Source organism: Streptomyces pseudovenezuelae (assembly GCF_001513955.1).
GTDB classification, from domain to species: domain Bacteria; phylum Actinomycetota; class Actinomycetes; order Streptomycetales; family Streptomycetaceae; genus Streptomyces; species Streptomyces pseudovenezuelae.
The window spans coordinates 52,486-70,933 of sequence record NZ_KQ948146.1 but is presented as its reverse complement, the minus strand read 5'-3'; the positions used below and the strand labels follow the sequence as shown (position 1 = coordinate 70,933).

Genomic DNA, 18,448 nt, shown 5'->3' with positions numbered 1-18,448 from the left:
TGTCCGCACAGCGCGACGCCGGCCGTGCCGCCCCTCGCGAGGCTGGGGCACGACCGGCGTCGTGATCGGATCAGGCGCCGCTCTCGCGCAGCATGTCCTCGCGCTCGACGAGCTTCACCCGCTCGCGGCCCTGCGGCTCACCCAGCGCCTTCTCGGCGGCGTCCAGCTTGTACCAGCCCTCCCAGGTGGTGAAGCGGACGTTCCGTTCGGCGAGGAACGCGTCCACGGCCTCCGGCTCGGGCGAACCCGGGGTCTGGAGACGCTCGTTCGCGAAGTCGTCCAGGAGGTTGGACACGGTCTCGTTGGCGTCGCCCTTGGTGTGGCCGATCAGGCCCACCGGGCCGCGCCGGATCCAGCCGGTGACGTACGTCGACTGCAGGTGCTCGCCGCTCTCCTGCATGACCCGGCCGCCCTGGTCGGGGACCGTGCCCGAGTCGATGTCCCAGGGCAGCTTGGGCAGCTTGTCCGAGAGGTAGCCGACCGCGCGGTAGACCGCGGTGACGTCCCAGTCCTTGAACTCGCCGGTGCCCTTGACGTTGCCCGTGCCGTCCAGCGCGGTGCGCTCGGTGCGCAGGCCGACGACCCTGCCGTCCTCGCCGAGGATCTCGGTGGGCGACTCGAAGAAGTGCAGGAACAGCTTGTGCGGGCGGTCGCCGACATCGCGGATCGCCCAGTTCTCCAGCGTCTTGGCGACCATGTCGGCCTGCTTGTTGCCGCGCCGGGTCTCGATCGAGCCCTCGTCGTAGTCGATGTCCTCGGGGTCGACGATGACCTCGATGGTGGGGGAGTGGTCCAGCTCGCGCAGTTCCATCGGGGAGAACTTCGCCTGCGCAGGGCCACGGCGGCCGAAGACGTGGACCTCCAGCGCCTTGTTGGCCTTGAGGCCCTCGTGGACGTTCGGCGGGATCTCCGTCGGCAGGAGCTCGTCCGCGGTCTTGGCGAGGATGCGGGCCACGTCGAGGGCGACATTGCCGACACCGAGGACGGCGACCTTCTCGGCCTCCAGGGGCCAGGTGCGCGGCACGTCCGGGTGGCCGTCGTACCAGGAGACGAAGTCGGCGGCGCCGTAGGAGCCGTCGAGCTCGATGCCCGGTATGCGCAGCTCCCGGTCGGCCGTCGCGCCCGTGGAGAAGATCACGGCGTCGTAGAACGCGCGCAGGTCGTCCAGGCTGATGTCGGTCGGGTAGTCGACGTTGCCGAACAGGCGGATCTGCGGCTTGTCGAGCACCTGGTGCAGGGCCGTGATGATGCCCTTGATCCGAGGGTGGTCCGGAGCCACGCCGTAACGGATCAGTCCGAACGGGGCCGGCATCCGCTCGAAGAGGTCGATGGAGACACCGGGTTCGGCGGCCACATCTGACTTGAGCAGCGCGTCGGCGGCGTAGATCCCGGCGGGGCCGGCTCCGACGATGGCTACCCGCAGGGGGCGGGGCATGATCAGGTTCCCTTCGAGCGGTGACAGATCAACTCGGGGGAAGCCTAAGCTAAGGCAAGCCTAAGTCGGTACGCGGGTCCAACCTATGAGCTCATAAGGTCAATTTATGGGTGCTCCGGCCCCCGAACCGGCCCCCGAACCGGGTCACGGCAGCGGCTGTTCCGCCCAGATGACCTTGCCCTCCGGGGTGTACCGGGTGCCCCAGCGCTCGCTGAGCTGGGCGACGAGGAACAGCCCGCGACCGCCCTCGTCGGTCATGGCCGCGTACCGCAGATGCGGCGAGGTGCTGCTGGTGTCGAACACCTCACAGATCAGGGCGCGGTCGAACAGCATGCGGACGTGGATGGAGTCGCCGCCGTAACGGATCGCGTTGGTGACGAGCTCGCTCAGGATCAGCTCCGTGGTGAACGCGAGGTCGTCCAGATCCCAGCGGGAGAGCTGCCGGGACACCGCCGCCCGTACGTCCGATACGGCCGCCGGGTCGGCGGGGACCTGCCACTCGGCGATCCGGTCGGTCGCCAGCGCCTGGGTGCGGGCCACGATCAGGGCGATGTCGTCGGTGGCCCGGGACGGCGGCCGCGCGTCCAGTACGGCCCGGCAGGTGTCCTCGGGCGAGGGTCCCGCCTGCTCCAGGGCGGTCCGCAGCAGCTCCAGACCCACGTCGATGTCCCGCTCCCGGTCCTCCACGAGCCCGTCCGTGTAGAGCACCAGACGGCTGCCCTCGGCGAGTTCCAGGTCGGCCGTCTCGAACGGCAGGCCGCCGAGGCCGAGCGGAGGGCCGGCGGGCACCTCGGGGTACTCGACGCTGCCGTCGGGGTGGATGAGGGCGGGCGGCGGATGGCCGGCGCGGGCGATCGTGCACAGCCGGGACACCGGGTCGTAGACGGCGTACAGGCAGGTCGCGCCCGTGACGGGGGAGTTGCCGCTCTCCTCCGCCTCGTCCTGGTCGATCCGGGCGACCAACTCGTCCAGCAGGGCGAGCAGTTCGTCGGGCGGCAGGTCGAGCGCGGAGAAGTTGTGCACCGCCGTGCGCAGCCGGCCCATCGTGGCCGCGGCGTGCAGCCCGTGCCCCACGACGTCGCCGACCACGAGCGCGACCCGCGCACCGGACAGCGGCAGGACGTCGAACCAGTCGCCGCCCACCCCGGCCTGCGCGGGCAGGTACTTGTAGGCGATGTCCAGGGCGTCCTGCTCGGGCAGCCGGCGCGGCAGCAGACTGCGCTGGAGCGTCACCGCCATAGTGTGCTCGCGGGTGTAACGGCGGGCGTTGTCGATGGAGACCGCGGCCCGGGTGACGAGCTCCTCGGCGAGCGCGACCTCTTCGGTGTCGAAGGGCTGGGGCTTGTCCGAGCGCCAGAAGCTGACCGTGCCCAGGACCAGATCGCCGACCCGCAGCGGGACGGCGATCAGCGAGTGGATGCCGTACTCGATGACCTGGGTGGAGCGTTCCAGGTCCTGTGCGCGCCACCCGGTGGCCTCGGCGAGACGGGCCTCCAGGACGGCCCGGCCGCTGCTGATGCCGCGGGCCTGGGGAGCCGAGTCGACCAGCGGAATGCGCTCGCCGACCTTGTACAGCGGGGCGTCCTCACGGATCCCGCTGAGCGCGGTGCGGCGCAGGGTGGTCGCCGCCTCCGGCTGGCCCCCGCTGAGCACCGCGTCGAAGAGGTCGACGGTGGCGAAGTCCGCGAACCGCGGCACGGAGAGCTCGGCCAGTTCCTCGGCGGTGCGGGTCACGTCCAGACTCGTGCCGATGCCCACCGTGGCGTCGTACAGCATGTCGAGGCGCTCCCGGGCCACCTCGGCGCGCCCGGACAGGGCCCGCAGTTCGGTCGAGTCACGCAGGGTCGCGACGCTGCCCGCAGGACCGCCCTGGATGTCCGTGGGCCGCTGGTTGACCGCCAGGAGGCGGTCCTTGACCCGGTGCACCTCGTCGGTGGCGACCCGGCCGGAGGCCAGCAGCCCCGCGGTGTCGGCGGGGAGCGACAGGTCGAGGACGTGCCGGCCCTCGGCGTCGGCGGGCAGGTCGAGCAGCCGGTGGGCCTCGTCGTTGGCGAGCAGCAGCCGGCCCTCGCCGCCGACGATCAGCACGCCCTCGCGCACGGCGTGCAGCACCGCGTCGTGGTGCTCGTACATGCGGGTCATCTCGTGCGGGCCCAGACCGTGCGTCTGGCGCAGCAGGCGCCTGCTGACCAGGGCCGTGCCCGCCGTGGCCAATGCGAGTCCCACCGCGGCGGCCGTCAGGAGCAGCGGCATCTGCTGGTCGGCAGTGCCACCCACCTTCGCGGTGGTGATGCCCGCCGACACCAGACCCACGACCTTGCCGTCGTCCGCCTTGACCGGGACGACGGCCTGCACGAGCGGTCCGATGGTGCCGTTGATGTCCTCGGTCACCACACCCCCCGCCAGCGCGGGGGCGATGTTCCCGACGAACTTCTTGCCGATGCGGTCCGGCTTGGGATGCGTGTACCGGATGCCCTCGGTGTCCATGACGACGATGAAGTCCACGTCGGTCGCCCGGCGGGCCGCCTCGGCGCGCGGCTGGAGCACCGCCGAGGGGTCGGGGCTGCTGAGGGCCTCCGCGGTGCCGGGGGCGTTGGCGAAGGCCTGGGCGACGGCCACCGAACGGTTGCGGGCTTCGATGGTGCTGTCGTGCCGCACCTGGAGCACCAGGGCCACCACCGCGGCCACGACCAGCAGCAGGACGATCACGACCTGGAGGACGAACACCTGTCCGGCCACGCTGCGACCGCCGACCACGGCCCGCAGAGCTCCCGGCCGCCGTCGCGTCGGGACTCCGTCGCGCTCCACCCGCGTGGGCGAACTGCCCTTCAGGGGGCCCTCGTGCCGGTCGTGAGCGCGGTCGGGTGTCTGCGGTGGGCGGGGACCGCCGGGGCGACGGGCCGACCCGCCCCCGGAGCGGCCCAGGAGTCGGACCATGTGCCCATGTCTACACTGCCGCGCCCCAGGAGGCGAGGGGCGTCACACGGTGTGACAGAACATGAACAAACCCTCCAGACCCTGCTCATGACGACCCGGACGGTGCCGCACGCCGGGTGGCGAGCAGCAGCGCGATGTCGTCGGGGCGGTCCAGGGCGTGCCGGGCGGTCGCGGTGAGCCGGTCCGCCACACTCGCCAGGAACCGGCCGCCCGGCCGGGCCGCCGGGGCGCCGGCCTTCGCGAGGGCCACCCGCAGTGCGGTGATCCCCTGGTCGATGTCGCTGCCGGGCCGCTCCACCAGCCCGTCCGTGTAGAGCGCCAGGATCGCGCCGGGCTCCATCCGCAGCTCGGTGACCGGATAGCGGGCTCGCGGCGCCACCCCGAGGACCACCCCGCCGGGCAGGTCCAGGACCCGGGTGCGGCCGTCGGCGCTGCGCAGCAGGGGCGGCGGATGCCCGGCGCGGGCGGCCCTCGCCAGGCCGGTGGCGGGGTCGAGCCGGATGTAGCAGCAGCTCGCGAACAGGCCGGGGTCGAGGTCGATGAGCAGATGGTTGGTGCTGCTCAGCACCTCGTCCGGGGGCCGGTCGCCGAGCGCGAACGCCCTGACCGCGCTGCGCAGCTGCCCCATGGTGGCCGCCGCCTGCACACCGTGCCCCTGCACGTCCCCGATGACCAGGGCCAGCCCGTCGCCGGACTCGACGACGTCGTACCAGTCCCCGCCGACGTCCATCCCCGCGGTGCCCGGCAGATAGCGCCCGGCGGTCTCCAGCTGGGGGTGCGCCGACAGACGGCGGGGCAGGAGCGCCTGCTGGAGGCCGCGGGCGAGGACGGTCTCCGACTCGTAGCGCTGCGCCTTCTCCATGGCGTGGGCGATCAGCCCGGCCAGCGCGGTGAGCACCGTGCGTTCCTCGGTGCTGAAGCTGCGCGGCCGGTCGAATCCGAGGATGCAGGAGCCGACCGGCCGCCCGGAGGCGATCAGCGGCAGGAAGGCCCGGGCACCCTCGGTGGCGTCCAGGGCGATGCCCGGGTAGGCGGCCGTCAGCTCCTCCATCGAGTCGAAGAACAGCGGACGGCCGGTGGTGAGGGTCTCGACGCCGGGCAGGTGCGCGCCCAGGTCCACGCCCTCGAAGGGCGCGAGGAAGCCCTTGGGGAAGCCGGCCTCCCACTCCAGGTACAGATGCCGTTCCTGGAGCAGGTAGATCGCGAGCCGGCGGCCGCCGAAGGCGGGCAGCAGCTCCCGCATCACGACCGCGGACACTTGCCGGGCGGTGGAGGCCTCGGTCAGGGCGATGGCCAGCGCGATCGGCCGGTACAGCGGCGCCAGCGGGCTCGCGCCCTCGGCCGCCTCCTGCCCCGCGGGACTGTCCGCCACCCGGCTCGCGGGCCGGACCGTACAGGTCAGCCGGTCGGGTCCGGAATGCACGGACACGGCGAGCCAGTCGCCTTCGTACGGCTGCGGGGCGGACCCGGGGGCCTGGGCGGGTGGGGGCGGCTGGGCGCCATTGGGTGGTGGTGGTGGCTCGGCGTCCGGTGCGGGGGGTGACGGCTGGTGATTCTGGGCTGCGAGGGGTGGCGTGGCGTGGGAGGCGGGCGGCGGTGTTCCGGTGGTGTCCGGGGTGGGCCGTGGGGGCTGGGAGTTCTGGTCGGGGGGTGGTGGTGCGGCGTTTCGGGCGGGCGGGGGTGACGGGGGTGACTCGGGTGGGTGGGAAGACCGTGGTGCCTCGGCGGGGAGGGTGGGCCGTGGTGACTCGGCCGGGCGGGCGGACCACTGAGGCCCGGAATCGCCGGCGTGCCGTGGTGGCGCGTCGCCGTGGGTGAACCGAGGTGGCACATCGTCCTGATCCGGCCGTGGTGGCGTGTCGTTCCCAGCGGACCGCAGCAGGACCTCGTCCCGGTCGGGCCACGGGCCCCCGGTGTCGGGAACGGACCACAGTGCCTCGGTCTCCTGAGCGGGCGGCTGCGGCTGCGGCTCGGGCTCGCGCTCGGGCGGTCGTACGAGATGGAAGTGGACCGGGTCAGGGGTGAGCAGGGCCGCCCGCAGGTGGTCCTCGAACTCGGGGCGGGCCAGCCAGGGCACGGCCTCCCACAGGTCGCGGCCGACGAGCTCGGCGCGGGGGCGGCCCAGGAGCTGGGCGGCGCGCGGATTCGCGTAGACCACCAGGCCCAGCCGGTCCACGCAGAAGACACCGTCGGGCAGCAGGTCGGCCGCCGAGTCCGCGGTGGGGGCAGGACCCGGGGCCACGACCACGCCCCGGACCGCGGGTGCGGAGGGCGGGTCGAAGGCGTTCCACAGGTCCAGCAGGCGCAGCGCGCCCTCCTGGTCCCGCAGGTAGAGGGGCAGCGCGGGAGGGCGGCCCGCGGCGGTGTCGCGCAGGGTGGCCAGGATGCGGTGCGCGTCGCTGGGGGCCACTGCCTGGGCGAACGCTTCGACGGTGCCGGAGAACTCGCTGGGCGGCAGTCCGAGCAGGGTGTGCAGGTCCTCGTCCAGAGTGATGCGGGCCGCCTGGGGATCCCAGGCGAAGCGACCGGCGCGTCCCACGGACGCGGAGGCGGTCGGCGGCCGCAGACAGACCGGTTCGCCCTCCCAGGCGACCTGGTCCGGCTTCCCGTCCTCCAGGTCCCGCAGCGCCTCGCCCAGCTCCTGGGCGAGGCGCACCATACGGTCGCGTCCGGCCAGCACCTCGGCGGCGTCGGTGACGGCCGGACGCAGCACGGTCAGCACCCCGAAGGTCGTGGAACCGCCGACGACGGGCACGTAGAGCGAGCCGAACTGGAACGGCAGCCCGGCGGCGAACTGGGGGTAGCGCCGCATGGTCTCGGTGGCGTTCGGCAGGACCACCTGGACACCGAGCCGGTAGGCGTCCGCGACGGGGAAAGGACGGTCGGCGTGGAGCCGCCACCACGGGCGGAACAGCGGTCCGGGCAGTCCCGACAGAACGGCGAGCCGCAGCAGTCCGGGCGTGCGGGAGCGCAGATAGACCCCTCCGGCGTGGCCGCCGGCCGCGCTGACCGCCTCCGTCGAAGCGTCGATCAGCAGTGCCGCCAGCCGCCCGGCCGTCGGGTGTGGGTCCTCGACGCTCCCAGTCATCGGCCCTACCTAGTCCGTGCACCGTCCCGCGGGCGACACAGCAAGAATGCGCCACAAGGACACCGACCCGCACCCGGGCGGCCCATATGTACACCTCGCTCACTCCGCTGGACAACCGTCCGTCGTACTCTTAGGCTCGACGTCCAGATCTAGACAATGAGTCTATTCGGCTCGTGGACGGAGTGCCGGTGGTCAAAGACGTCGTCGACGGCGCGGACGAGCACCTCATCGGTGAGGCCGAGAAGATGGCTGTCGCGCTCGGCCGCATGTTTCCGGGCCTGTGCGAGGTCGTCCTGCACGACCTTCGGGACCCGCGGCACGCGATCCGGGCGATCGAGAACAACCTGTCGGGCCGCCGGGTCGGGGACTCCGCGACCGAGCTGGGACTGGCCCGCATCGCCGATCCGGAGTACCCGAGCGTCATCCAGAACTATCCCAACCGGTTCCCCGACGGCCGCCCGGCCAAGAGCACGTCCATCGGGATCAAGAACGAGGCCGGTGAGTACATCGCGGCCCTGTGTCTCAATCTCGACGTGTCGGTGCTCTCACCCGTGACGCTCGCCCTGTCGAACCTCGTGGCCACGGACACCGAGCACCGCGAACAGCCGCTGGAGAACCTGCGGGACCGCACCACGCGCGAACTGCGCCGGACGGTGGAGGAGTTGGCCGCGGAGCGCGCCGCCACGCCCCGGTCGCTGAGCCGACAGGACAAGAAGGCGCTCGTACGGCGGCTGCACCGGGACGGGTACTTCGACTCGCGGGACGCCGCGCAGACGATCGCGGACCTGCTCGGCGTGTCCCGGGCGACCGTCTACAACTACAGCAAATGAAGGGCTGTCCATGACCTCCGCCGGCCCGCACCCCGGCTCGCACTCCGGCCCGTCGACCGCCGTCCGACCCCTGCTGCACATCCCCGAGGAGCGGACCGCCGCGCTCGTCGACGAGGACCTGGCCCTGGAAGCGGCCCGCGCCGCCTTCGCCGCGACGGTGGACGGCCCGGTCTTCCCCTCGCTCGCCGTGCACGGATCCGACCCGCGCAACCGGTTCACTCTCAAGCCCTCCGCGTCCGCCACGCACGCCGGCGTGAAGATCGGCACGTACTGGCCGGGCAACACCGAGCACGAGCTGCCCCGCCACCACTCCACCCTGCTGCTGCTGCTCGACCAGCGGACCGGCAGGCTCGCGGCCGTCCTGGAGGTCGGCACCGCGAACGCCTACCGGACCGCCGCCGCCGACGCCCTCGCCGTCGACCTGCTGGCCCGCCCGGACGCCACCACCCTCGCGGTGTTCGGTACCGGGCACCAGGCGGCCTACGAGGTGCGGGCCGTCAGCCGGGTCCGGGCCGTCGGTGAGGTGCTGGTGGTGGGCCGTACGGCGGGGCGCGCCGAGCGTACGGCGGCGGCACTGGCCGCACAGGGCCACGCGGCCCGCGCCGCGGTCGCCGAAGAAGCCTGCGCCCGGGCCGACGTGATCATCACCGCCACGACCGCACGCGCCGACGCCGCACCACTGTTCGACGCCTCGTGGATCCGCCCCGGTACGCACCTCTCGTGCATGGGCGCCGACGCTCCCGGCAAGCGGGAACTCCCGCCCAAACTGTTCGCCCGCGCCCGGGTGTTCTGCGACCTGCCCGAACAGGCCCGCCGCATGGGCGAGTGCAGGCAAGCCCCCGCGGACACGGTCCTCACGCCGCTCGGAGAGGTCCTCACCGGTCGGGCGGAAGGCCGTACCGACGACAGCGAGATCACGCTCTTCGACAGCTCCGGGATCGGAGTGCAGGACCTGTTCCTGGGGCTGGCCCTACTGGAGAGGATGGACATCTCCCTGTGAACCCTGTGAACCCTGTGAACCCTGTGCCTCCCGTGAACCCCGTGATTCCTGTGAGCCCTGTCCGGGTCCCCGCGGGCGCCGCCGCGCGGACCCTCGCCGATCCCGACACCCCGTTCGCCGTCGTCGATGTCCACAAGGTCAGACGCAACGTCGAGCGGCTGGCGGCCAGAGTCGAGCGGCTCGGTGTCACCCTGCGGCCCCATGTGAAGACCGCCAAGAGTCTCGACGTCGCCGCTCTCCTGCACGCGGGCGGGAGGCCCTGCCCGGTCACGGTGTCCACCCTGGCCGAGGCGGAGGCGTTCGCCGACGGCGGTTACACCGACATCACCTACGCCGTGGGCATCGACCCCCACAAACTCCCGCGCGTCGTCGCCCTGTTGCGTCGCGGTGTCACGCTGCGCGTTCTGCTGGACAGCGTGGAGCAGGCGGAGTTCGTCGCCGACGCCTCCCGCCGGGCCGGGCTTCGCGTCCCCAGCCAGATCGAGATCGACTGCGACGGCCACCGCGGCGGTCTCAGGCCCGACGCCCGGGGTCTCCCGGAGATCGGCCGCGTCCTGCACGAAGCGGGCTGCCTGGACGGGGTGTTGACCCACGCGGGCGAGTCCTACTTCGCCCGCACCGCCGACGAACAGCGTCTGGCCGCGGAGAACGAACGTGACAGCGCCGTCGCCGCGGCCGAGCGGCTGCGCGCGGCGGGCCTGCCCGTGGCCACCGTCAGCGTCGGTTCCACTCCCACCGCCCACGCCGCCGAGGACCTCACCGGGGTCACCGAACTGCGCGCGGGCAACTACGTGTTCTTCGACCTGGTGATGGCCGGCCTCGGAGTCTGCCGCGTCGACGACCTCGCCCTCTCGGTCGTCGTCACCGTCATCGGTCATCGCCCCGAGTACGGCTGGATCCTCACGGACGGCGGCTGGATGGCCATGTCCCGCGACCGAGGGACCGCGGTCCAGGCGCAGGATCAGGGATACGGCCTGGTCACCGACCTCGCCGGCAACCCGGTCCCGGGACTGGTCATGACGGCCGCCAGCCAGGAACACGGCACCCTCACCGCCCGCGACGGCACCCGCCCGCCTGAGCTGCCCCTCGGCACACGCCTGCGCATCCTGCCCAACCACGCCTGTGCCACTGCGGCCCAGCATCACGGTTACCACGTCGTCGACGGCGCGCGGCCGACGACCGGCGCGCCGGTCGTCCAGGCCTTCTGGAGCCGTGTCAGCGGGTGGTGATCGGTGGCCAGGTCCCAGACGGTGAGGCGCGTTCCGCCCCCGTCGTCGCCCTGCTCGCGCACGAGCGGATGACCGCCGAGCAGGTCCGGTACCTGCCGGAGGTCCTGGAGGCCACCGTCGCCGCGCTGGTGGCGCACGCACGCCCTGAGCCTGGCCGCCGCCTTCGCTCACTGAAGCTGCTGTTTAAGCCTTGGCTTATATAAGTGATGGATGGCATAGTGGGTGAGGTGCACGCGTTCGACGTACTCGGAGATCCGGTCCGACGCCGGATACTGGAACTGCTCGCCTCGGGGGAGCAGGCGTCGGGCGAGGTCAGTGCCGTGATCCGGGACGAGTTCGGGATCTCCCAGCCGGCCGTCTCGCAGCATCTGAGGGTGCTGCGGGAGAGCGGCTTCGCCTCGGTGCGTGCCGACGGCAACCGGCGGCTGTACGCCGTCGAGGCCGCCCCGCTCCAGGAGGTGGATGCCTGGCTGGAGCGCTTCCGGAGTTTCTGGGACCAGCGGCTGGACGCGCTCGGAACGGAGCTCGCGCGAGGAAAGCGCGAGCGCAGGCTGCAAGGAGAGGTGAGCGAGCATGAGTGAGATCGCCGACGCGATCAACCGTATGCACCGGCGGGTCGGCACCCGGCAGGTCGAGACCGGCGAGGCCCGGACGGTCCTGCTGCGCCGTACGTACGATGCCGAGATCGCCGACGTGTGGGACGCGGTGACCTCTCCCGAGCGGATCGCCCGCTGGTTCATGCCGGTCAGCGGCGAGCTCAAGGTCGGCGGCCGCTACCAGCTGGAGGGCAACGCCGGCGGCGAGATCCTCGAGTGTGTGGAACCCGAGCGGCTGCGGGTGAGCTGGCTGTACGGCCCCGACCCGGGCTTCAGCGAGGTCGAGGTGCGCCTCACCCCCGAGGAGGGGGAGCGCACGGCCCTCGAACTCGAGCACGTGGCCGTCGTACCGGACGACTTCTGGGACCAGTTCGGGCCCGGCGCCGTAGGGGTCGGCTGGGACCTGGGGCTGTACGGACTCGCCCTGCACCTCGCGGGCGGCGGCCTGAGCAAGGAGGAGGCCGCGACCTGGCACACCACGCCCGAGGGCAGCGCGTTCATCACCGGCTCGGGCGAGGGATGGGGCGAGGCGTACGCCGCCTCCGGCGTGGACCGGGAGACGGCGACGAGGACCGCGGCCGCGACGATCGCGTTCTACACGGGAACGCAGGCCTGACGCCGGGGCCGTGGCTCAGGAGGTGCGCAGGGTGCGGCGCGCGAGTTCGTACGCGGGAAGCATCTCCTCGTGCTCCTCGGTGTCGAGCCCACCGAGGTGCACCACCACCGGCCCGTCCGCGGTGGTGACGGCGAAGGCGCTCTCCTTCTTGGTCTCCTCCAGCAGCTCACTGGCGTACAGGTACTCGACCTTCACCCCCGACAGGCCCCCGGCCGTGAAAGCGCTGAATTTCTCCCCGCTCACCCCGTCCTCCGCCGCGACGAAGGCCTTCAGTACGGTCCGGGCGTCGGCGTCACCGGGTTCGCCGGCCCACACGCGCAGAAAGCCGATGTTGCCCGCGGGCTTCGCGTCGATCTCGCACGCCAAGGTGACAGGCCCCTGCTCCAGAGGCGCCTGCACCGCCTCGGCCTTCCAGCTCTTCGCCATGTCGAAGGTAACCGGCAGCTCGCACGCCGAGCCGGCGGCGCCGATCGAACCGCCGCTGCGCTCGGCCTTCTCGTCCCGGGCGGCGGAAGTCTCCGCCCCCGCCGACGGACGCCCGGACCCTGTGGAGTCATCCCCCTCGGCGGCCTCCGAACAGCCCGTCAGCACACCCGCCAGCAACGCCGCATGGGCCATCCGAAGCCACGAGTTCCCCGCCCTGACCGGCATGGCCCTGTCTCCCTCTGTTCGGTGGTGGTGCATGAAGGAGTCAGGTTAGGTGGCAGGGATAACGAATCGCGCGGCGATGGGGGAAGCGTTGTTGACCTTCGACGAGTACTGCGACGCGATCGTCGCCCAGACCGACCTGCTCGCCCGGCACGTCAAGGGCGCCGATACGAGCGTCCCGGTGCCCACCTGCCCCGGCTGGGACCTGGGCCGCTTGCTGCGGCACGTGGGCGGTGACCACCGGTGGGCCGAGGACATCGTCCGGACCCGGGCCACCGAGCCGACCGACGACGACATGGTCAACGACCCCGCCGCCTACGCCCACCTCCACGACTCCGCGCTCGGCGGCTGGCTCGTCGAGGGCGCGTCGAGGCTGGCCGGCACCCTGCGCGCGGCCGGCCCCGACGTGCCGGTGTGGACCCCCGCCGACGAGGAACTGGTGCAGCAGTCCGCGATGTTCTGGGCCCGGCGCATGACGTACGAGACCCTCCTGCACCGGGCCGACGCGGCCCTCGTGACCGGTGCGGAGTTCGTGGTCGAGGATTCTTTCGCGGTGGACGCCGTGGAGGAGTGGCTGGAGTTCGCCACCGTTCCCGAGGCCTACGAGCCGCTGCCGGGCGTGCCGGAGCTGCTCGGGCACGGGCGGAGCCTGGGCTTCGACACGGGGGCGGCGGGGGCGTGGCTGCTCGACCTCGGCGGAGACCGACCGGTGTGGCGGCGCGGGACCGGCGCGGCCGCCGTGAGCGTACGCGGGCCGGTGAGGGACCTGCTCCTGTTCCTCTACGACCGCCCGGCGCCCGGTGTCGAGACGCGGGGGGACGCGGAACTGCTGGACCTGTGGCTCGGGCGCACCCGGTTCTGGCTGGAGGCGTAGCCGCCGAGGGCTGGTGTGGCCGAGGCCACGTGCCGGGGGAGGCCTGAGCCATGTCGCCCCGCCGCGGCAGCGGGCTACCGTTCGCGCAGTCCCCTGTCCCCAGCACCTCGGGCGGCCCGGCAGTGCAAGCAGATCTCTCCCCGGTCATCGCGGCGACCACCCAGTGGCTGACCCGTGCCTATCCGCCGGCCGGCGGTGCTTTGGCCGCCGCGCTGTGCGAGGTGCAGGCGCGGCAGGCCGTGACGGTCGCCGCCTGGCTGCGCTATCCGACGGCGATGGATGTCGCGCTCGTCGGCATGGCGGGCCCGGGCGGCTCCGACCGTCTCGACTGGGTCACCGGCGCGGACGCCGGCGACCGGGACGCCGAGGACCGTGCCTGGCGCAGCTGGGTGGACGAGGTCGTGGCCAGCTGGGCGGCCTGTCTGCTCACCGACCCCGAACTGGCCGGACGGGCGGTCGCCGACCTCGCGCGGGGCGAGCACGGGACGGGCTCACCGGCCGTGTTCCGCCGTCTGCTCGCCCCGGACGCGACGGACCGGAGTGCCGCCGCCCTGCTCCGCCACCCCGACCTGGTCGCATCGGTGGCCGGGCTGCACCGGGGCGCGCTGCTGGACCGGCTCGGGCCGGACGAGGCGCTGGCCGCCTGAGGACGGGCGGCGGAGGACGGGCGGCGGAGCGGCGGAGCCTCAGTCCTCCTTGCCCCGGCCCGAGAGGGCGTCCCGGAGCCGGTCGACCAGGCCCGCTCCCGGAGCGAGCAGCTTGTTGGCCGGAGGAGTGTCCGGGGCCGACGGGTGCGGACGGGTCGGCGCCATCTTCTTGGCGCGGCGCACCTTGTCGCCCAGCTCGTTCAGCTCCTTCTCCGAGCACGCGACACGCAGCTGCGGGAAGAGGGTCTCCTCCTCCTCGGCGATGTGCGAGCGGACCTCGCTCATCAGCTCTGTGACGAGCCGGTCGAACTCGGGGTCGTCCGCCTCGCAGCGCTCCAGGTCCTTCATCAGCTGTTCGGCCTTGGAGTGGTCCTCGATCTCCCGGTCGGCCATGGTGTTCCCGTTGACCAGGTGTTCCCGCACCGCCGGGTAGAGGTACTCCTCCTCCGCGACCGAGTGCCGGACCAGCTCCATGGTGGCCTGGTCGGCGTACACCTTCCGGTTCTTCTCACCGGGTGCCAGCGCCTCGATCTTCCCGAACAGTTCCTCGACCTCGTGGTGATCGGTCACCAGCTCGTCGATGACGTTTCCTCCGTGTCCCATGTCTGTCACCTCCGTCGCCCCGGGTGCCCGGTGCCGCACCCTCTATGCCTGGTCACAGGCTTGTCAGCACCTGTGGGGACAATGGTTTGATCAACGCGTCGGCGCATCGCAGCCGGCGCGGCTTTCGCGGGTGCCACGCCGACGTCGGCTACAGGAGCCGTGCGTCCCCGGTCGCCCGAGGGGCCTGCGCGAGCGTGTCCCCGTGCAGTGCGTTGTCCGCGGCGGTCGGTGGCAGGGCGCCCAGGGTGTGGGCGACGGCGTCCTTCATGGTGCGCCTCCCGATGTGGCGGCCCAGTCCGTCTCCACGAGGTGTCCGAGGCTCCGCGCGAGTGGCCTGGTCAGCCGGTCCGAGGGGGCGTTCGCCCTGCCGGCCCTCGACGACGGTGATGTCCATGGCGTCACCACCGGAGCGCGGCAGCGAGGCCGCACCCACGCACCTGTGCACCGCGCCGGGCTGACCACTCCCGCCGGCCGTCACTGAGCAACCGCGTCCCTGAGCCGGTAACGGTGGGTGTAAGGGGGGCAGTTGGAAGGAACCCGCATCAGGACACAGCCGTACGACGCTCCTGGAGGCCTTTGTGACCGATGCCGTGGACGAGGTGCTCGCGCGAGTGCGCGGAGAGGTGGCCGCACGGGCGGATCGGCTGTGGGACATGGCGCGGATGCTGCACTCCGACCCGGAGTACGCCTTCGAGGAACACCGGGCGGCCGCGCTGCTGTGCGGGGAACTCGAATGGGCGGGGTTCAAGGTGCAGCGGGACGTCGCCGGACTGCCCACCGCGTTCACCGCACGCTCCGGGACGAGGGCCCGCCCCGCGGTGGCCCTGATGCTGGAGTACGACGCCCTGCCCGGCCTCGGCCACGCCTGCGGCCACAATCTGATCGCCGCGGCCGGACTGGGCGCGGCGCTGGCCGCCCGCGCGGTGCTCGACCGGGACGCGGGCACCGTGTGGGCCATCGGCACGCCCGCCGAGGAGGGCGGCGGAGGCAAGGTCGCCGAGACCGACGCCGGAGTGTTCGACGACGTCGACGCGGCGCTGATGTTCCACCCCGGTGTGCACAGCTGGCAGTGGGCGCCGCTGACCGCGCAGGCCCAGTACCGCGTCGGCTTCCGCGGGCGGGCCGCCCACCCCACCGGGAACCCCACCGAGGGCATCGACGCGCTCGCCGCCCTCATCCAACTGTTCAACACGCTGGCCGTGATCGGGCGCAGACTGCCAGAGGGCTCGCACGTGCAGGGCATCGTCACGGACGGCGGCAAGGCCACCAGCATCGTCCCCGAGTACGCGGAGGGCCTCTTCGGTCTGCGCGCGCTGACCACGGCCGCCCTGGAGGACCTGGCCGGGGAACTGCTGACCTGCGCCCAGGGGGTGGCACGGGCGACCGGCACGACGGTCACCGTGGAACGGGCCACGCCGCGCTACGAGCACTTCCGGGACAGCACGGTGCTGTCGGCCCGGTTCGCCCGGCACCTGGCGGGGACGGGCATCGAGATGACACCGCCGGCGCCGGGCGTCTACCTGGGTTCCTCCGACGTCGGCAACGTCAGCGGACGGGTGCCCGCCATCCACCCCTTCGTGGCGATCATGGAGGAGGAAGGCTCGGACCACACGCCCGAGTTCGCCGTCGCGGCCGGCTCCGAGCGCGGCCGGCAGGTGATGCTCGCGGCGGCGGAGGCGCTGGCCCGTACCGCGGTGGAGATCCTGTTGCGGCCGGAGTTGCGGGACGCCGCGTGGGAGGACCACGACCGGGTCTCCGCCCGCGCCTGAGGCACCGTCAGTCCGTGTGCAGGTGGTACACGTTGAAGGCGCGCCGGATCACGGGCTGGGCCACGTTGCGCACCCGCACGCCGCCGGCCGTCATCCCGTGCTCCGTGCCCGCGTGGGCGTGTCCGTGCACGCTCAGGTCGGCACCCGCGGTGTCGATCGCCTCGGCCAGCAGATAGCTGCCGAGGAACGGGTAGATCTCCGGTGGCTCGCCGGCCAGCGTGTCGGCGACGGGGGAGAAGTGGGTGAGCGCGACCCGCGTGCCGCAGCCCTGCCGCTCCAGTTCCTCCAGCGCGGTGCGCAGTCCGTCCGCGCAGCGCCGTGAGTACCGTACGAACTCCTTCATCAGCGGCTCGCCGAACTCCCCGGCGCTGCGGCCCACGAACCCGCCGCCGAACCCCTTGGTGCCGGCCACGCCCACCCGCGTGCCGTCGCACTCGACGATCGTTCCCTCGCCCTCCAGAACCCGCACGCCGGCGTCCTCCAGGAGGGCCGCGACCTTCTCGGGCTGCTCGTCGTGGTGATCGTGGTTGCCGAGCACCGCCACGACCGGCACCGGAAGGTCGCGTACTTCCTGGGCCACCACCCGGGCCTCCTCCGGTGTGCCGTGCCGGGTGAGGTCCCCGGCCAGCAGGAGCAGGTCGGCGCAGTCGGACAGGGTCTCGAAGGCGGGACGCAGCACGCCCTGGCTCTCCAGGCCCATGTGGATGTCCCCCACGGCGGCGACGCGGATCACGGCAGCTCCTCCGCATGGTCGGGCGTGGCGGTCTCCGCGACCACCACGTCGGTGTGCACGGACAGTCCGGCCAGCTCCTCGCGGACGGTCCGCAGGACGGTCTCGCGGCACTGCGCGGACGGCACGGTGCCGGTGACCACGACCGCCCCCGCCCGCACCTCGGCGCGGACTCCCAGCTCGCCGAGTTCCTCCGCGGCGAGCCGGTCGCGCAGGTGGGCGACGCGGTACTCGATGTTCTCCTCGGACCGTTCGGGCGCGGACCCGCTCATGACCGTTCCCCCTCGCTCCGCGGTTCGATGACCTCCAGCCGTTCCAGGAAGTAGAAGAACGCGTCCGGCATCGGCGCGTCCCCGCAGCCCCGGCGTACGGCGTCCCAGTCGACCTTCTCGCGCAGGCTGCGGGCGATCGGCAGCACGGCCCCGAAGTCGCAGTGGTGCTCGGAGAACGCGGACAGCAGGCTGTGCAGCAGGTCGGTCGGGGACAGCACGGGCATGAACACCGAGTCCACCGAGAGTTCGTCGGCCCGCGCCAGCAGTTCCCTGGTGACCGGCTGGTGGGCCAGCTCGAAGATCAGGTCGACCTGCTGGTCCATGCAGTCGGCCTTCAGCAGCCAGTCCTCCGGCGGGGTCCGCACCTGCAGACCCGCCTCGCGGAGGGTCTCGGCCACCTTGGGCGCGTCCTCGGGGAGGATGGCGAAGTCGACGTCGTGCTGAAGATTCTGGGCACCGCCATGGGCGTACACGGCGACGCTGCCCGCGAGTGCGAACGGGTGCCCTTCCCGTTTCAGGATCGCGCCGACCTGCTTGGCCGCCTCCAGGATCGCCTGGTTGCGGTCGACCGGCAGGCGCGCGGCGAGCGCGTCGGCGGCGCTCCCCGTCGCAAGTCGCAGTCCGGCGGCGCCCCCGTGGCGGGCGACGTCGTCGTCGGCGTGCTGCGTCATCAGTGCCCCCTTCCTGGTCGGCCCACACCGGAGGGGCCGTGACGGGAGGCCCGAGTACCCGGGGCGCGGCCTTCGACACGGTGGCGTGTCGGGCTCGGGGCGGGTTGTCGCCCTACGGTTCGTGGGGGAGGGTCGGCTTCCGGGACGGGTCGTACTTCGGCTTTCGGAGCGGGGCGCCCCTTTTCGGGTGGGCGCGTCGGTCTTCGGCTGGTGGACGCGGCGGGCCGCGCCCTCGGCCGGTGAGCGCGGCGACCCGCGCCGGGAGGCGAGCTTTCGGACGAGGAGTCGGATGAAGCGTCGGCTTTCGGTGACGTGTGCGGATTGGCCCCGGCGGCCGGCAGCGTCGGGCCTCGGCCGGGGGAGAGGCCAGTCTTTGGGCGGGGCAACGTCGGCCCCAGGCCGGGGAGGGGGCAACTTGCCTCGGGACCGCAGCAGCGGCAGGACTTCGTCGCGTACGGCGGGAGCCAGGGTGAGGGCGGGCTCCCGGCCTGTGCCCCAGCGCA

General features: G+C 72.6%; 16 protein-coding genes. 8 read left to right on the top strand and 8 right to left on the bottom strand.

The genetic code is table 11. The annotated features are described in order from the left end of the window. Positions 1–70: 70 nt before the first annotated feature. The 3 genes from AQI94_RS12465 to AQI94_RS12455 form a co-directional block, all read right to left on the bottom strand. Positions 71–1,435: an FAD-dependent oxidoreductase gene (locus AQI94_RS12465; protein WP_031037256.1), complete on the bottom strand. Its 1,365-nt coding sequence runs from the start codon at positions 1,433–1,435 to the stop codon at positions 71–73. 144 nt (positions 1,436–1,579) lie between these two features. Continuing rightward, positions 1,580–4,372, bottom strand: a complete 2,793-nt coding sequence (locus AQI94_RS12460) for a SpoIIE family protein phosphatase/ATP-binding protein (RefSeq protein WP_225890180.1) — start codon at positions 4,370–4,372, stop codon at positions 1,580–1,582. 85 nt (positions 4,373–4,457) lie between these two features. After that, on the bottom strand, positions 4,458–7,460 hold the full coding sequence (locus tag AQI94_RS12455; RefSeq protein ID WP_062229726.1) for a SpoIIE family protein phosphatase: 3,003 nt from the start codon (positions 7,458–7,460) through the stop codon (positions 4,458–4,460). A gap of 245 nt (positions 7,461–7,705) precedes the next feature. On the opposite strand from AQI94_RS12455, the gene AQI94_RS12450 reads away from it, so the two are divergent. The 5 genes from AQI94_RS12450 (at position 7,706) to AQI94_RS12425 (ending at position 11,731) form a co-directional block, all read left to right on the top strand. Further along, entirely contained in the window at positions 7,706–8,290 is a 585-nt protein-coding gene (locus AQI94_RS12450) for a helix-turn-helix transcriptional regulator (protein WP_225890200.1), read from the top strand. A gap of 10 nt (positions 8,291–8,300) precedes the next feature. After that, a complete protein-coding gene (locus AQI94_RS12445) occupies positions 8,301–9,290 on the top strand; it encodes an ornithine cyclodeaminase family protein (RefSeq protein WP_078902616.1) in 990 nt (329 codons plus the stop codon). Between the two features lie 50 nt (positions 9,291–9,340). Further along, the gene (locus AQI94_RS12440; protein WP_031038493.1) at positions 9,341–10,519 is read left to right on the top strand and encodes a DSD1 family PLP-dependent enzyme; all 1,179 of its coding nucleotides are present in this window, start codon (positions 9,341–9,343) and stop codon (positions 10,517–10,519) included. Positions 10,520–10,737: 218 nt separating this feature from the next. After that, entirely contained in the window at positions 10,738–11,100 is a 363-nt protein-coding gene (locus AQI94_RS12430) for an ArsR/SmtB family transcription factor (protein WP_031038499.1), read from the top strand. Further along, on the top strand, positions 11,093–11,731 hold the full coding sequence (locus AQI94_RS12425; RefSeq protein ID WP_031038501.1) for an SRPBCC family protein: 639 nt from the start codon (positions 11,093–11,095) through the stop codon (positions 11,729–11,731). Before AQI94_RS12430 ends, AQI94_RS12425 begins: the two co-directional genes overlap by 8 nt. Positions 11,732–11,746: 15 nt before the next feature. Here AQI94_RS12425 and AQI94_RS12420 read toward each other — a convergent pair whose 3' ends face one another. Continuing rightward, a complete protein-coding gene (locus tag AQI94_RS12420) occupies positions 11,747–12,382 on the bottom strand; it encodes a lipoprotein (RefSeq protein WP_031038503.1) in 636 nt (211 codons plus the stop codon). Between the two features lie 76 nt (positions 12,383–12,458). Here AQI94_RS12420 and AQI94_RS12415 point away from each other — a divergent pair, with 76 nt between their 5' ends. Both AQI94_RS12415 and AQI94_RS12410 read left to right on the top strand, forming a co-directional pair. Continuing rightward, on the top strand, positions 12,459–13,253 hold the full coding sequence (locus tag AQI94_RS12415; RefSeq protein WP_031038506.1) for a maleylpyruvate isomerase family mycothiol-dependent enzyme: 795 nt from the start codon (positions 12,459–12,461) through the stop codon (positions 13,251–13,253). A gap of 122 nt (positions 13,254–13,375) precedes the next feature. After that, the gene (locus tag AQI94_RS12410; protein WP_031038509.1) at positions 13,376–13,900 is read left to right on the top strand and encodes a hypothetical protein; all 525 of its coding nucleotides are present in this window, start codon (positions 13,376–13,378) and stop codon (positions 13,898–13,900) included. A gap of 39 nt (positions 13,901–13,939) precedes the next feature. Here the strand turns inward: AQI94_RS12410 and AQI94_RS12405 are convergent, their stop codons facing one another. Further along, a complete protein-coding gene (locus tag AQI94_RS12405) occupies positions 13,940–14,503 on the bottom strand; it encodes a hemerythrin domain-containing protein (protein ID WP_031038512.1) in 564 nt (187 codons plus the stop codon). 578 nt (positions 14,504–15,081) lie between these two features. Between AQI94_RS12405 and AQI94_RS12400 the strand changes: the two genes are divergently transcribed. Continuing rightward, positions 15,082–16,272: an amidohydrolase gene (locus AQI94_RS12400; protein WP_031038514.1), complete on the top strand. Its 1,191-nt coding sequence runs from the start codon at positions 15,082–15,084 to the stop codon at positions 16,270–16,272. A gap of 7 nt (positions 16,273–16,279) precedes the next feature. Here the strand turns inward: AQI94_RS12400 and AQI94_RS12395 are convergent, their stop codons facing one another. The 3 genes from AQI94_RS12395 to AQI94_RS12385 are packed head-to-tail and all read right to left on the bottom strand — an operon-like array spanning position 16,280 to position 17,945. Then, on the bottom strand, positions 16,280–17,005 hold the full coding sequence (locus tag AQI94_RS12395) for a metallophosphoesterase family protein (RefSeq protein ID WP_031038517.1): 726 nt from the start codon (positions 17,003–17,005) through the stop codon (positions 16,280–16,282). Then, positions 17,002–17,274, bottom strand: a complete 273-nt coding sequence (locus AQI94_RS12390; protein ID WP_031038520.1) for a BON domain-containing protein — start codon at positions 17,272–17,274, stop codon at positions 17,002–17,004. Before AQI94_RS12390 ends, AQI94_RS12395 begins: the two co-directional genes overlap by 4 nt. Continuing rightward, complete coding sequence (locus AQI94_RS12385) at positions 17,271–17,945, bottom strand: nucleotidyltransferase domain-containing protein (protein ID WP_031038523.1); 675 nt, start codon at positions 17,943–17,945, stop codon at positions 17,271–17,273. Before AQI94_RS12385 ends, AQI94_RS12390 begins: the two co-directional genes overlap by 4 nt. Positions 17,946–18,448 lie beyond the last annotated feature (503 nt).